Here is a 14288-nt window from a genome sequence, read left to right as displayed (position 1 = left end):
GGGTTTTCATCCTGTTACCACTGGTTTACTCTTGCTACAGATAACTTTTCATTGAAGAACCTATCGATGCCATCAGCAAGCGCTATTCCGCTCATTATTGCCGGCCCAAGCCTACGTCACTGTGATCAACAGCACTTCACCTTGTGGTTTATCTGTAAGCAGCCTCTGTCTAGTTTACGTTTAGCATTAGTTGGCGCCGAGTTTGACCGAGAGTTAAGCAGTGATGAGGTTCACTGTATCCCACTGGGTGAGCATGCATTTCAATATCTGATCCGTGTCAGCCAAGATCTGTTATTACCTAAAGATGTCGCACTCGCCTATCGACTATTTGATAGCGAAAAGGGTGAACTCTTTCATCAAATCGATGAGTTACATTACCCAGACGAACAGGCCTGCAGATTTATTATCAAGCCCCAAATCGATAAACTGATGCATGGCTCGTGTCGCAACGCCCATCATCACAGCAGTGATGCCTTAGTTGCCGCCGATACTCAGTTGATGCAGAGCAGCGATATTACAGAGCGTCCCGCACTCTTGATGATGAGTGGCGATCAGGTCTATGTCGATGATATTGCGGGGCCCATGCTGTATGCGATTGGCCAAGTCATCCAACTTCTGGGATTACATCAGGAGCAATTCGTCGACGCTCCACTAGCCGATAGCAGTCAGATCAGCTATCAGCCTGCAGCCATGTATCGACGCCACCTACACCTGCTGCCTAAGACCCAATATAAGGCGAAAACGGCCATTAAGGCCTGGTATATCAACCACCCTATTTTTACCTCATCGCTAGCCGAAAACCACCTAGTCAGTCTCAATGAATTGATGGCACTTTATCTACTTTACTGGTCACCCGAGCTATGGGATCTGATTGAGATCCCCAAAGAGGTCGCAGGACTTAACAAGACGCTCAGTCAGAGATGGCAAAAAGAGTGGACAGAGCTGTTAGCGTTTAAGAGCGGCCTAAAACAGGTGCGTCGATTGATGGCACATCTACCCACCTACATGATCTTCGATGATCACGACATTACCGATGACTGGAATCTCACCGCAAGATGGGAGCAAGCTGCCTACGGACACGCATTCTCAAAACGCATCATAGGTAATGCACTCATTGCCTACACCATCTTTCAAGGATTAGGTAACGCACCGAGCCGCTTCGACGCCGAAATCACTCCTGATCTAGATGCTTTTCTAAAAGATCCGACCACCAGCGCCCAAGATGCACTCATCGACAAACTGCTTAGTTTCGAGCGTTGGCATTACAGCCTGCAAACCTCGCCTAAACTCTTGGTACTCGATACCCGTACACGGCGCTGGCGCAGTGAGTCAAATCTCGCTAAACCTTCGGGATTGATGGACTGGGAGGCCCTGATGGAATTTCAGGCCGAACTGGTTAACCAACCCAATGTGATTATCATCTCTCCCGCGCCTATCTATGGGGTGAAGCTGATAGAAACGGTGCAGCGTATGGCGACACTATGTGGTGGATCTTTACTGGTCGATGCCGAAAACTGGATGGCCCACCCCGGCACGGCTAACACCCTATTGAGTATCTTCCAGCACAGAAAGACACCGGAGCAGTTCATCATCCTATCTGGAGATGTGCACTACTCCTTTAGCTATGACGTAGGTATTCGTTTTCGCCATGGCGGCCCCCAGATCTATCAGATCACCTGTAGTGGTTTTAAAAATCAATTTCCGGAAAAACTATTGCCGATTTTCGATAAGTTTAACGGCTGGCTCTATGGCCACTTTTCACCACTTAACTTTTTCACTAAGCGTAAGCGTATGTCGATCCGTGGCCGCCGCCCTAATGGTGAGCGTAGCAAACGCTTAGTCAATCAAAGTGGTGTCGGCATAGTAGAGATAGCTGTCGATGGTGCGCCAACCAAGATAGGCGTACTTCATGCCGATATGAGTGAAACCGAGTTTTTACCACCGAGGCGTTAGATCATAGAGCACCGGTTCTAGGTTCTAGGTGCTAGGTAAAAGCTAAGATGTAACAGCCGATAAAGGCTAAGACGGAAAAGCAAAAGTTAAAAGGTAAAAGCTGAATGCCATCTTTGGGTTTTATAGCAGGACTGACTGTATAGCAGGACGCAGTCCGCTCTCACCGCGAAGCGTCCTAGAAACGAGCATGCGAGTGCTCTAGGCTGTTCTAGGTTCTAGGTTCTAGGTCCTAGGTCCTAGGTCCTAAGCACTTCATCCTGTAAGTTAAATCCTTCGCAACTCACATCGATGCGCTCTTGAGTCATAGGATCGGTGAAGCATAAACGCTGCGCCATCAGCTTCAGCGGCGCTGCAAAATCATCGGCGGCTTTATCGAGCAACTCCGGGTAGAGTCTGTCATTTAAAAGCGGCATGCCCAGGCTCATCATATGTACTCTTAATTGATGGGTTCTTCCGGTCACAGGCGCTAACTCAAACAGACCATAACCGTTATGCACCTCGATTAAGCGGATTTCAGAGTGGCTATTGGCCTCGCCATCGCCAATACACATCAAGAAACTGGGAACCGTTTTCTGCAAACGGTTCTTAACCGTCCACTTCATGGGAAGAGTCAATGTACCTTGGACTATCATCGTCTTAATTTCGCTATTTAATGGCGCTATGGCTTGATAAGTCTTGCGGATCTGGCCGCTCTTAAACAGCTCATGGTAGTCATGACGAGAACCACTATTTAGGCTAAGCAACATCACGCCTGCTGTGGCTCTGTCTAACCGATGTGCGGCAACAATCTCTTGATTACCCGTCTTAATCCGCAGCCTGTTGACCAAACACTCATTAACGAAATTACCGCTTGGATTCACCGCTAGAAAGTGAGGCTTGAATGCCAACATAAACTCACTGGTCTGCAGCAAGATCTGCTCCTCAAAAGGGATTATCGTCTCCTGCTCGACCTCACGGTAATAGTAGATCCGCTCACGGGGGATAAAGCGGCTATCTAGGGTAATAGGCGTGCCATCGCGCCAATGCACTTTGCCGTCCAGAATACGTGTTTGCCACACGCTTTCCGCTATCGCGGGAAACTTACTTACAAGAAAGCTAAACACGGTAGGTTTATCGGTTACCGTATCCGGTAACACTACATAGGAGGCTTGGGTAGCGCGAACAGAGGAACTCATAAGACTCAAACTATCAAAGTGTGCAAAACAAAGTGGCGCTACTTTAACAAAACTCGGCTTAAGAGTGTTGATTATCTCTAGCGTGGGACTTAATCAACTCAAGCACAAAGTTCATGGTTTTGTGGCAATTAGGCTGATTTAGCAAACGTAACTTGTCTTGATTATAGAGTGGCAGCACCTCTAACCAACGCTGACTCACCCAAGAGGCATCTTCAAGATGCACATCATTTTCATATAAACCGAACAGTTCGGGATTAACCTGATAAAACTGCTCTAGGGCGGCACTGATAAGTTCAAATTCACCATAAATTGGCTCATGCTGCCAATTGTTACAAGGTAATACTCGGCTGATCCAAGTACCATTGCGGCGCTGTGCTGCAGAAAGCACTCTAACTCTTTGCTTACCTTCTATCACTATGCCTAAAGAGTTATCATCAAGCTGATTAAAATCAATAACTTCACACTGAGTCGCCGCTTCATAACAAGGCAGTTCGCAGTCTACTTTACTCATACCAAAAACAAGCGGGTAATGGCCTTTTAAGCTCTCGGCGATCATGCTCAGGTAGCGAGGATCGATCACTCGGATCTCGACTCGACCTTCAGGTAACAACAAGGTGTCATGGGTCAATAACGCCATCTCTTGTGTTCGCATAATAACCTCCTCCCTTCACTAGGTAGGCCTCATAATTTAACGACTCCCAATAAGGCTAAAGTGTAGCAGCTGAACAAATTTCAGCCAGCTTACAAAGCAAACCCACATCTTACTTAGGAGACAGGAAAACAACGCGCTTTATTACACAAACTCGCTGGAAAGCTATAGCTTCTCTAACCGCTGTGGCAGAGTGCCTTTATCTATAACATCAGCTAAATCATCGGCTAACACCTGGCTCATCAACGCCGCTTTACGCCAATACTTGATTCGAGTATCACTATCCAAGCGTTTAAAGTCCTCTCGGTCAGGCAACTTGCCGTAGGGCAAGCTCTGCAAGTAAGCATCGGTAGGCGCTAAAATTAGCGCATTATCATAATTAGCCTTAGCCAGACGCCATGATAGCGACTTATCGAACCAGCCCGGTGACATCTTAGGATAGAAATGCGGATACAAGGTCAAACCAGGGTTGCGGTTAAGCGGCAGATCGAAGTGGTAATCGGTGATCCCGCCATCGTAATAATGGCCTTTTGGTGCGCCCTCTATTTGGGTGACGGGAGCAAGTACCCAAGGAATCGAGCCTGTCGCTAATAGCACCTGATGAATATTACTGTTTGAAAGAGCGTAAAACTGACTAGGAAGATCTTGCAGTTGGGCAAAGGGAGAGCTGGGTTTATCGACACCAAAAACACAGCGTTTAAAGTGCCAGGCTAGGCTCTTACGACTGACAAAGTTTGTCATTGCAGCTGTCGCTAAACCAAACGCCAGTGGCGCCTGCCCGCCTAGCCGATTAATATGCCGAGCCTGACAGGCAATATAGTGGCTGTTGATCTGGGAATGACTCACTATCTCGTCTGCGCCACGACTGCCCAGCAAGCCTTCGATAACCCCTGTCACCTGCTGTGATACCTCGACCGGCGTGGGTTTTGTATCATATCGCTGACCGATATAAAGCTCCTCTAACCGATCGTAAGCCGATTGCGGATTTTCCTGAGCTAAACAAGCTAGTCGCCACGCTCCCGACGAGGCTCCTAGCGTGTGCAGCGGCTGACTAAGATCTTTAAAAAACTCGCAAAACAGGTAGCGATCAAGGCCCGCGATACCGATCCACTTAGGCCCACCCGAGGCTGCAAGCATCCGAGAAAATAGCTCTGGCTTAAGGCCGCTTTCACTCAGCGTTTGGTAGGCCTTAGGCCCTGCAATCAATCGTAACGAAGCCACATTCATCCTTAAAGTCTAATTATTTTCGCTCTCAATCTGTCTACGCCATACCCTAAACTTCATGCTCGCTAGACGCAACTCAGAAGTATGCTCGATATTAGCCAAAAACCATAAAGTTGCGATCGAAGCAAAAGGCACCGAATTTGAAGTGAACTCTTGTATCGCCTAAGACGAGTTAAGGCTACACTTCGCTTTTTATATGACAGGCGTTTCAGCCTGGCTTTGTCTAACTAATTTTAATGGTCAACATTAGACCTATTGTGAGTAAACATCATGATTGTTGATACTTTAGCGAACCGCCAAATCTACACTGCGATCAATCCTCGAATTGCTAAAGCCCTCGAACACCTTGCTACGACCGATTTTAGCCAGCTTGAAGTAGGAAGATATGAGCTAGAAGGCAAAGATCTGTTTGTCATCGTGAATGACTACCAGACAAAACCTAAAGAGCTAGAGCCGTTCGAAGTCCACCAGCAGTATATTGATGTGCAATATGTGGTGAGTGGTGAAGAGGAGTTCGGTTATCTGCCTTTGGCTAATCAGATACCATCGAAGGCCTATAACAGCGAGCATGACTATGCCAACTTTGATTATGAATCGAATAAAGATGATGCCGCCTTTATCCCATTGAAGGCGGGTATGTTTGCGCTGTTCTTCCCTGATGATATCCATATGCCAGGCACAGGGGCTAACGCAAGCCAAGTCAGAAAGGTAGTGATTAAAGTTCGCGCATAGAGCGACTAGCATTAAAGCCAGTCTAAGTAGCACTTAAGTCAGCCTAGCGTTTAAGCCCGGATTCACTCCAGAGCAATAGGCGTTAAGGCAAACAATAAAGCGCACCTACACGGGGCGCTTTGTACTCTCAATAGAGCTAACTCCAAACCCTCACATCCGCATCTTCCCTAACATTAACAACAACTTGGCACTACCACTACTTAGCTGCGACAACGGCTTCGCACAGCTTAGGCTTTCGCTTGGCTTTTACCTGCTTCGGCTTAACTTTTGGTTTTTCGACTTTTGCCACCTTGGCCTGCGTCAACCGTTGCCTCCACCAGCTTAGCTCGCTACAACCGTTACCCTTAGGGATTTTCGCCTGCTCACGGCAGAACTCATCCCCCTTTGGGCAGCGCAGTCTCACATGCATATGGTAAGTGTGCCCCCACCAAGGACGCACCTTCTCAAGCCAAGCGTCATCATCTAAGCCTAAATCACACAAGTGCTGCTTTATCACTGGGCTAACAAAAATTCGTGCAACGCGCGCATCTTGTGCAGCTAGCTTGACCATCTGGGTCTGGGTATTCGACCACAACTGAGTATCGAGTTTAAACTGCTTTTGGTTAACCAGCTTGAGCGGTGTGGGCTGCTCTCGCTCACTGTCTAATAATGGCTCCGCCGTAAGTTTAAGCCAGATATCAACATCGAGTCCTATCTGATGGCTCGTGTGGCCTTGGGTAAAATTACCCCCTCTTGGCATCGACATATCAGCAATCAAAATATCGTCACTGCCAAGGCGATTCAGACTCGTGGAATACTGCTCGATGAATTCGATAAGCTCAGGGTGGCCATAGTATCGCTGCCGTTGAGGACGGATAACCTGATAGCCGTTACCGTTTAACGGTAGAGCCTCAGCCCCTTTTAGGCAGCCATTAGCATAACTGCCGATAGCGCTAGCTTGGCTAACATAGGGAGTATCAGCGGCCTCCCATAGATTAGCTATCGCAGCCGAGGAAACGAGTAGATTTAAACCGACAATCGCCAGCGTCCGCCGTAAAATTCCCCACAACTTACTCGCCAACATAATCACCTCAGAATCATCGTTTAAGATCATCTATAAAAGATAGCTGAGATTTACGCTGATGAATTTCCCCAAGACAAGGCACTGGGTTTAGCCGAGAAGTTAGGAAGAGAGAGAAAGAGAGGAAGAGAGATGTGTAAAAGTTGAAGTAAAATCAGTGCACGAAAAATGCGGAGCACTCCTGCTCCGCGTACTAAATAAGCCTGCCATGCTAGGCACGTTATCCATTAAGGTGGTTAGGCATAACCGCAAACTAAACTTCAGATCGCCTTAATGGACTCAATACCGCTTAATGACTCGCGAACCGTATCTAAAAAACAAGATGCAGCGGTGATGGCAGACTAATGCGTCACCGCCATTATCAAGCCTTCTCTACCATCCATGGTAAAGAATGAATAAGCCACGGCTCAATGGAGCCGCGGACAGACAAGCATTACTTACGACCTTGGTAGATCCAACGGTAAAGTGTTGGCAACACAAGCAAGGTAAGCGCTGTTGAACTAAATAGACCGCCGATGATCACCACAGCGAGTGGCTGCTGGATCTCACTACCGACTCCCGAAGAGAGCAGAATTGGGATCAAGCCAAGGGCCGATGTCAGTGCCGTCATCAATACCGGACGTAGACGCCCAACCGTACCTTCGTAAACCGCATCATAGAGTGACTCATCGGTCTCCTCTTTGACGCTTGCCCGGCGCTGATTGATAGAGTCTACCAACACCACGCCATTAAGTACCGCTACACCAAATAGGGTGATAAAGCCGATTGAGCTTGGTACCGACAGATAAGTGCCACTGGCAAACAGGGCCACGACACCACCAATCAGCGCCAGAGGTACGTTAGCCATGATCAGACCAACCTGCCTCACCGAACCAAATGAGAAGAACAGTAGCAAGGCAATCAAGGCGATAGAGACAGGCACTACCAACATCAGCTTTTGCTGCGCACGCTGCTGGTTCTCATACTGACCACCCACCACAACGGTGTAACCAGGTGGTAATTCAGCCTGCGGCACGATAGCGTAGATATCATTTACCACTGAGCCCATGTCACGATCAGCAACGTTAGCCTGTACCACCACTCGGCGCTGAACGTCGTCGCGACGAATGTTTGGCGGTGCCATCTCTATCACCACATCGGCTACTTCGCCTAGACGTACGGTTGCACCGCTCACACCGGTAAGCAGTAGATCCTCTAAGATATCTGGCGAGCTACGATACTGCTCGCCTAGGCGAACATAGATATCGTAACGGGCGTTACCGTCGATCACCTGCCCAGCACTCGCGCCACCAACACCTTGGCTAACCAACGCCATGATCTCATCAACACTAATGCCATAACGCGCTAACTGATCACGCTTAGGACGAACCACTAACTGGGCTTCACCACTGACCTGCTCAAGTGATACGTCCACCGCGCCCGGGATCTGTGACACTAACTCGGTTAGCACTTGGCCGCGCTCAGACAATACATCTAAGTCCGGGCCAAAGATCTTAATCGCTAGCTGCGCCTTAACCCCAGATAGTAACTCATCGACACGGGTCGCAATCGGCTGAGAGAAGGTAAACAGTAGGCCTGGGTAGACGTTGAGTTTTGCTTCCATCTTACGCTGCAGTTCAAAGCGGTTGGTCGCACTAACCCACTCATCGACAGGCTTAAGACCGATGTAGATCTCGATGTTGTTCACCGGCTCAGGATCGCCACCTAACTCGGCCGCGCCGATACGGCTAAGGGCGTAATCCACTTCAGGGAACTCAAGCAGCAGTGCCTCAAGTTTTGGCGCGACATCCAAAGAGGTCGCAAGGCTTGCCGTAGGCGCTAGGGTCACACGTAGGTTGATGGTGCCCTCTTCTAGTTCAGGTACAAACTCTGTCCCTAATCTTGGTAGCAGCATCATGCTCATTGCAAACATCACAACGGCCGTGATCCCAACCACTTTCGGATGCGCCATGGTTGAGGTTAGCAGCTTACGGTAAACCGATTCAATCGGCTTTAGTACAGCACTTTCACGTAGCACCACACCACGCTTAAACAGGTATACCGCCAGTGCAGGCACGGCAATCAAGGCCACTAACAGAGCAGAGATCATCGCCAAGATAATACTCACAGCCATCGGCTGGAATAACTTGCCTTCGACGCCCTCTAGGGCAAACAGCGGGGCAAATACCACGATAATAATCGCCGTTGCGAAGAAGATTGGACTACACACCTCTTTTGCCGCCAGCATAACGCGCATAGTGATACCGCCGCTAGACTCACCATGAGCAGTCGTATTGGTACCATCTTCGTCAGCGTGGTAAGGGTCATCTTCATCCGATGCGCGCTTTCTAGCATTGGCCAAATGGCGTCTGTCAGGTTGAGTCAGGTGCTTGAAGATGTTTTCCACCATCACCACCGAGCCATCCACCAGCATACCGATAGCCACGGCTAAGCCGCCTAAAGACATCAAGTTAGCCGACATGCCAAAGTATGACATCACAAGCAGAGCCAAGCCGATAGAGACCGGAATGGATAGCAGCACCAACATTGTCGCGCGGATGTTGACGAGGAACAGCGCTAAGATCACCACGATAAACACGAATGCCATCAACAGGGCATCACGCACCGTAGTAACAGCTTGATTAACGAGGTCTGATTGGTCGTAGAAGACTTCGAACGACACGCCATCGGGCAGCGCCTGTTCAATCATCGCTGTACGAGCACTGATATCGTCGATGGTTTCTTTAGTGTTAGCCCCCATACGCTTAAGTACAACACCGGCCACGACTTCACCCAAGTCTTGGGCGTTACCCGCTTCATCACGGCGAGTCATGGTCACCGCACCGACGCGAATTTCACTGCCGTAATCCACCTTAGCGATATCACCCACACGCACTGGCGTACCGGCAACTTCGGTCAGCGGAATTTGCGCAATAGCCTTAAGACCTGCATCTCCCGCAGGTAATAAGCCATAGCCACGTACCACTAACTGTTCTTGGCCTTGGTCCATAAACCAGCCACCGGCGTTGCGGTTATTACTCTCTAACGCGCTAGTGACCTGCGCCATAGATAAGCCGTAGCTCAACAGCTTGTTTGGCTCAATTTGCACCTGATACTGACGAACTTCACCACCGAAAGATAACACCTCGGTCACGCCGCCCACAGGCATCATGATAAGCTTTACCATGTAGTCGTTGATGCTACGCAGCTCAGATGCATCGACACCCGACTCAGGTGTGGCACGCAAGATATATTGATAGATCTGTCCAAGACCCGAGGTATTCGGACCAATCTCAGGCACACCGACCCCATCAGGGATCATTTCACGTGCAGCTTGTAACTGCTCGAACACCTGCTGACGCGCGAAATAGATATCCGTGCCCTCAGCAAATACCACAGTCACAATCGACAAACCGGTACGCGAAAGTGAACGCACCTCAGTTACCGCAGGTAGGGCGTACATCGCCGACTCGACAGGGTAGCTGATCAACTTCTCAACTTCTTCTGCCGCTAAGCCTTCGGCCGCAGTGTTTACCGTCACCTGAACGTTGGTCACATCAGGAAAGGCATCTAAATTTAATTTTGGTAGCATGGCTACGCAGGCAATAATCAAGCCTACCAGCGTAAGCACTACCATCAGACGATTGCGAATGGCAACGTCTATGAGTTTCTGTAACATTGCAGCAGCCTCTTAGTGGTTGTGGATATCGAAACCAGATTTAGCCTGTTCAGAGGCAAGGAAAAATGCCCCAGATACAACAACCTGAGCATCTTTTTCCAAGCCACGAACTAGGTTCATGCCTCGCTGGCGCTCAACCACTTCAATCTCTAACGCTTCGAAACCCTCAGCGCCTTCGATAAATACCTGCCAATGACCATCGCTGCTACGAGTCAGTGCCGAATCCGGTAGGATCACACCGCCTTTCGATGCATCCGGTAGGTACAATTCAGCAAATTGGCCCGCGTGTAGCACATGGCCTGCGTTTTCAAACGCCACTAAGATCTGCTCGGTACGCGTCACGCTATCAAGCTCATGTGAACGGCCGATAATGGTGCCTTCCATGCTCTTGTCACCGACTTTAACCACGGTTTTGCTACCGATGCTGACTTTCTCAGCTTGAGTTGGCGTCAACTCGGCTTCAACCCAAAGATGTGATTCATCGGTTAGCTGCATCAGCGCCGTACCTGCTGGTACGATTTGACCTAATAGTGCGATATCTTGCTGAACACGACCGCTGATAGGTGCAATTAACTGATAGCTACCGATAGTTTCCGGTGCATTAGCCAGTGCCTTGATCTGCGCAGGCGTCATCTTCATCGCTTCTAGGGTTGCACGCTTAAGCTCTGCATCCACTTGCGCCATTAAACGACGGCTAGCACTAACAGCACTGGTGCTCATACGCTTCACACGACTCCACTCAGCAGCGGCATTGATATAATCGGCTTGCGCCTGAGCAACTGCAACGCCACCTAGGGTGAGTAGTATGTCGCCTTTATTCACCTCTTGACCCGGAACCACGTTTCTTTTCAACACTCGTACATCGACCTGAGGCGCAATGGTGACGGTTCTATCTCTATCTACCACTATGGTTGCTGTCGCTACATCTTCTAGGCTGAATGTCTGCTCGCTAAGCTGAGCCACTTCAATCTTTGCCAAGGCTAACTGCGCAGCCGTCAGCTCGATACCGTGAACATCTTCCTCGGCTTCTTCTGCGCCGTGTCCGTGACCATCATCTTTCTTCTCTGCTTCATCATGACCGTGACCGTCATCTTTAGCTTTTACCTCTTCGGCATCATGATCATGGCTATCTTCATGGGCACTCGCTTCTTTGGCATTATGGTCGTGGCTATCATCATGGGCCGTCTCTTCTGCTGCATGGTCATGACTATCGCCTTGCACTTGAACCAACACCACCTCTTCAGCTCCGTGATCATGGCCATCACCTGCAGTGGCAAGCGTAGGTAGCACAAATGCCGTAGTTAGGCTCATTAAGAAGCCAAAGCTCATGGCGCGAGTGATCGCATTAAGATCGAATAAGCGAGATTTTTCAGTGCCGTTAGTAACCATCATTGTGTGTACCATTTTTTTATTGTTCGTTTTCATAATCAAAGCCTTAATTCACTTGAACAGAGGCTGATGCAGCGCCCTGAGTCGATAACTGGCTATTGAGATAGCCTTCCAATTGCCCACTTGCTCCCATCCAGTTGAGCCAATTTTCATAAAGGGCTGATTCGAGCGTTAAGCCTGCTAAATAGCTGCTGCTCATCTGCCTTTGGCTCTGTAGGTAGTCGCTAGTATTGATATCTCCGGCCTGCCACTGTTGAGACAGTGAGCTTGCGGCCTTTGAACCTGAGGTCAGTACTAACTCACTCCAGTCTTGGTAGCGTTGGGTTAATCTTGGAAGGCTTAACGAAAATTGTTTCTGCTGCTGCAGCAAGATACGCTCAGCCGCAAGATAAGTTTGCTCAGCTATCACCACGCCTTGATTAGCGACGGCAATCGCCTCACTGTAGTTATTTCGGATCTGTAGCGGAATCGATACACCGACGCCAAACTTATTCTCATCGCCTTCACGCTCTGCGCTAAGGCTAATACTTGGGTCGGCGCTACTGTCTGCTTTAGCTTGCTCTGTGCTCACCTTGGCTACCAACACTTGCTGGTAAGCACTCTTAAGTGCGGGTAGCTCCGGAGAGACTTGGATATGACTCGCCTGCAGCGACAATGCGTTAACGAAATCCTCGAACGGTAGGTCAAACTCCCCAAACAGGGCTAACACCGCGCCGTCTGCGGCGATAGAGGCTTGTTCTGCTAATGCATAATCGGCGGCATTGCTGGCTACATCGAGCTGCATAAGTTGTAGCTCAACCTGAGACATATCACCCACCTCGGTACGCTGGCGAGCGATATCTAACTGAGCCTTAGCAATTTCAAACTGTTGGCGCTGAAACTCAAGCGCCTTGCGCGCCTGACTCTGACTGGTTAATGCTAATAGTCTCTCGGCCAACATCTGGTTACGCTCAAGCACGATATTAGATAGCAAGATTTCACTCTCTAATTGAGCGATACGCGTTGCCACGCCGCGCTTATCACCCCAGTCGATAGTCTGGCTGATATCTAAGCTGTAGGTATCTTCTGTGGCATTTTGGTAACCCAGCCCTAGCTCTGGGTTATAAACAGCTTTGTCAGCCGCCTCAATGCTCATCTGTGCCTGCTGACGGCGCGCTTCTTGAGCTTGCACTTCAGGCAAGCTGTTAAAGCGTTGCATCACTTGAGGAAGCCAGTCACTAAACTGACCAGCTTGGCTTGCGCTAGCGCCAACCTGAGCCTGAGCAACTGCCAGACTATGAATAGCCTCACCTGCAACGGCTTGAGCTACTGTTGCTGAGCCTGCAAAAAGGCCTAACAACAAGCTAGCGATTATCGTTTTTTTCATCGCGGATCCTATCAACCCGGCAATATCAATTGATACAGCTATCCATGAGCCTAGATATTGCTACTGGCTCAATTTAGTGCTGAATGACTATTGCTCGGGTGTAAATCGATATTAGGTCGGTATGAAGTTCACTGCTTAGCGAGCAAACATGAATAGCATTCAGTCAGCCAATCACAGCGAAAATCACACAGTTTTTTGATAAAGATTTAGCGAAGAGGAAGTCAGGCTATTTGAGCCACTGAGGCATAGGTGAGCAACCACCAAACCGAACTTCAACCCCGATAGGGCTAAACGATTGGAGGGCGGTAATCAGGACGTTGTTCTGGTGGTAGATACAGGGCATCGATGCTGTTGAGTTCATCACTCACGGGCACTGATGGCACCATAGCAACAAATGACATAGTGGTCGCATAACCGCCATGACAAGGGCAGTCTAAGCAAAGGTCGAAATTTTTAGACTCGGTTTTACTAACGGTATGGTCGTGCGCTTGCTCATCGACACTCACACTCGTTTGCGGATCCAGTGAACAGGTACAGTCGACGCACTCGCTCAAGGTGATAACCTCGGCGGTAAACTGCAGATGTGGATGCGACGAACTTTCCTCCTCGTGATCTCCTAGATGCAACTGGTGCGCGCCGATGTTGCCGCCTGCAAACTGCAGGAGTACAACGGCAATCAGCAGAGCTGCCATTCTATATAGAGATTGAGGGGTAAATAAACGCAAGCCGCACCTATAAATTTAGTTTTAAAATCTTGGTGTTAACACATTCTAACCAATATGACCCGCATCATAACGTAAAGTTCACTAAGAACAAGCTATTATCTCACTCTTAGTGAACTCGCTCTCATTTTAATACGAGTCGACTAAGCTATTGATATTTACTTAAATACACAATGCTTTGCATAATCAGCGGCTTCATTAGCCGTCCAATCGCCTGATGGCTTTTCTTTCATCTGCTTACACCAAGCTTCGCTGCCAACCTCTGGCGCGCACGCACTAAGGCCGAAAACAAGTGCGCAAACCAACGACAGTCCTGACAGTTTAGATAAAGACATTTGTAAATCCTTCTATATTTATTCG

The 14288-nt window shown here is 49.0% G+C and carries 11 protein-coding genes; 2 read left to right on the top strand and 9 right to left on the bottom strand.

Going from position 1 to position 14288, the window contains the following annotated elements; all coding sequences use genetic code 11:
- Positions 1-66: 66 nt before the first annotated feature.
- Positions 67-1953, top strand: coding sequence for a metallophosphoesterase family protein (locus SHAL_RS03120; protein WP_012275738.1), 1887 nt, complete (start codon positions 67-69; stop codon positions 1951-1953).
- Positions 1954-2189: 236 nt separating this feature from the next.
- Here SHAL_RS03120 and SHAL_RS03115 read toward each other — a convergent pair whose 3' ends face one another.
- From SHAL_RS03115 to SHAL_RS03105, 3 genes are all read right to left on the bottom strand, one after another.
- Positions 2190-3128, bottom strand: coding sequence for a pseudouridine synthase (locus SHAL_RS03115; protein ID WP_012275737.1), 939 nt, complete (start codon positions 3126-3128; stop codon positions 2190-2192).
- 58 nt (positions 3129-3186) lie between these two features.
- Positions 3187-3780: an LON peptidase substrate-binding domain-containing protein gene (locus SHAL_RS03110; RefSeq protein WP_012275736.1), complete on the bottom strand. Its 594-nt coding sequence runs from the start codon at positions 3778-3780 to the stop codon at positions 3187-3189.
- 162 nt (positions 3781-3942) lie between these two features.
- Positions 3943-4998, bottom strand: a complete 1056-nt coding sequence (locus tag SHAL_RS03105) for an alpha/beta hydrolase (RefSeq protein ID WP_041416231.1) — start codon at positions 4996-4998, stop codon at positions 3943-3945.
- 273 nt (positions 4999-5271) lie between these two features.
- On the opposite strand from SHAL_RS03105, the gene SHAL_RS03100 reads away from it, so the two are divergent.
- Positions 5272-5733: a NanQ anomerase/TabA/YiaL family protein gene (locus SHAL_RS03100; RefSeq protein WP_012275734.1), complete on the top strand. Its 462-nt coding sequence runs from the start codon at positions 5272-5274 to the stop codon at positions 5731-5733.
- A 196-nt stretch (positions 5734-5929) separates the two neighbouring features.
- On the opposite strand, the gene mepA is transcribed toward SHAL_RS03100, so the two are convergent.
- The 6 genes from mepA to SHAL_RS22485 form a co-directional block, all read right to left on the bottom strand.
- Complete coding sequence (gene mepA / locus SHAL_RS03095) at positions 5930-6826, bottom strand: penicillin-insensitive murein endopeptidase (protein WP_012275733.1); 897 nt, start codon at positions 6824-6826, stop codon at positions 5930-5932.
- A gap of 400 nt (positions 6827-7226) precedes the next feature.
- Positions 7227-10451 carry an efflux RND transporter permease subunit gene (locus SHAL_RS03090; RefSeq protein WP_012275732.1) on the bottom strand — a complete coding sequence of 1075 codons (3225 nt, stop codon included), beginning with the start codon at positions 10449-10451 and terminating at the stop codon, positions 7227-7229.
- A 12-nt stretch (positions 10452-10463) separates the two neighbouring features.
- A complete protein-coding gene (locus SHAL_RS03085) occupies positions 10464-11876 on the bottom strand; it encodes an efflux RND transporter periplasmic adaptor subunit (protein ID WP_012275731.1) in 1413 nt (470 codons plus the stop codon).
- A 10-nt stretch (positions 11877-11886) separates the two neighbouring features.
- On the bottom strand, positions 11887-13206 hold the full coding sequence (locus SHAL_RS03080; RefSeq protein ID WP_012275730.1) for a TolC family protein: 1320 nt from the start codon (positions 13204-13206) through the stop codon (positions 11887-11889).
- A gap of 287 nt (positions 13207-13493) precedes the next feature.
- Complete coding sequence (locus SHAL_RS03075; protein WP_012275729.1) at positions 13494-13898, bottom strand: hypothetical protein; 405 nt, start codon at positions 13896-13898, stop codon at positions 13494-13496.
- A gap of 188 nt (positions 13899-14086) precedes the next feature.
- Positions 14087-14263, bottom strand: a complete 177-nt coding sequence (locus SHAL_RS22485) for a DUF3012 domain-containing protein (RefSeq protein ID WP_012275728.1) — start codon at positions 14261-14263, stop codon at positions 14087-14089.
- Positions 14264-14288 lie beyond the last annotated feature (25 nt).

Source organism: Shewanella halifaxensis HAW-EB4 (genome assembly GCF_000019185.1).
Taxonomy (GTDB): Bacteria; Pseudomonadota; Gammaproteobacteria; order Enterobacterales; family Shewanellaceae; genus Shewanella; species Shewanella halifaxensis.
Note: the sequence above shows the minus strand (reverse complement) of the source record. Positions and strands in the feature narration are given on the sequence as shown.

What these genes read in the sequence shown, in the direction of transcription:
- SHAL_RS03120 (WP_012275738.1), top strand. Translation starts at nt 67, where the DNA reads ATGCCATCAGCAAGCGCTATTCCGCTCATTATTGCCGGCCCAAGCCTA.
- SHAL_RS03115 (WP_012275737.1), bottom strand. Translation starts at nt 3,128, where the DNA reads ATGAGTTCCTCTGTTCGCGCTACCCAAGCCTCCTATGTAGTGTTACCG.
- SHAL_RS03110 (WP_012275736.1), bottom strand. Translation starts at nt 3,780, where the DNA reads ATGCGAACACAAGAGATGGCGTTATTGACCCATGACACCTTGTTGTTA.
- SHAL_RS03100 (WP_012275734.1), top strand. Translation starts at nt 5,272, where the DNA reads ATGATTGTTGATACTTTAGCGAACCGCCAAATCTACACTGCGATCAAT.
- mepA (WP_012275733.1), bottom strand. Translation starts at nt 6,826, where the DNA reads ATGATCTTAAACGATGATTCTGAGGTGATTATGTTGGCGAGTAAGTTG.
- SHAL_RS03090 (WP_012275732.1), bottom strand. Translation starts at nt 10,451, where the DNA reads ATGTTACAGAAACTCATAGACGTTGCCATTCGCAATCGTCTGATGGTA.
- SHAL_RS03085 (WP_012275731.1), bottom strand. Translation starts at nt 11,876, where the DNA reads ATGAAAACGAACAATAAAAAAATGGTACACACAATGATGGTTACTAAC.
- SHAL_RS03080 (WP_012275730.1), bottom strand. Translation starts at nt 13,206, where the DNA reads ATGAAAAAAACGATAATCGCTAGCTTGTTGTTAGGCCTTTTTGCAGGC.
- SHAL_RS03075 (WP_012275729.1), bottom strand. Translation starts at nt 13,898, where the DNA reads ATGGCAGCTCTGCTGATTGCCGTTGTACTCCTGCAGTTTGCAGGCGGC.
- SHAL_RS22485 (WP_012275728.1), bottom strand. Translation starts at nt 14,263, where the DNA reads ATGTCTTTATCTAAACTGTCAGGACTGTCGTTGGTTTGCGCACTTGTT.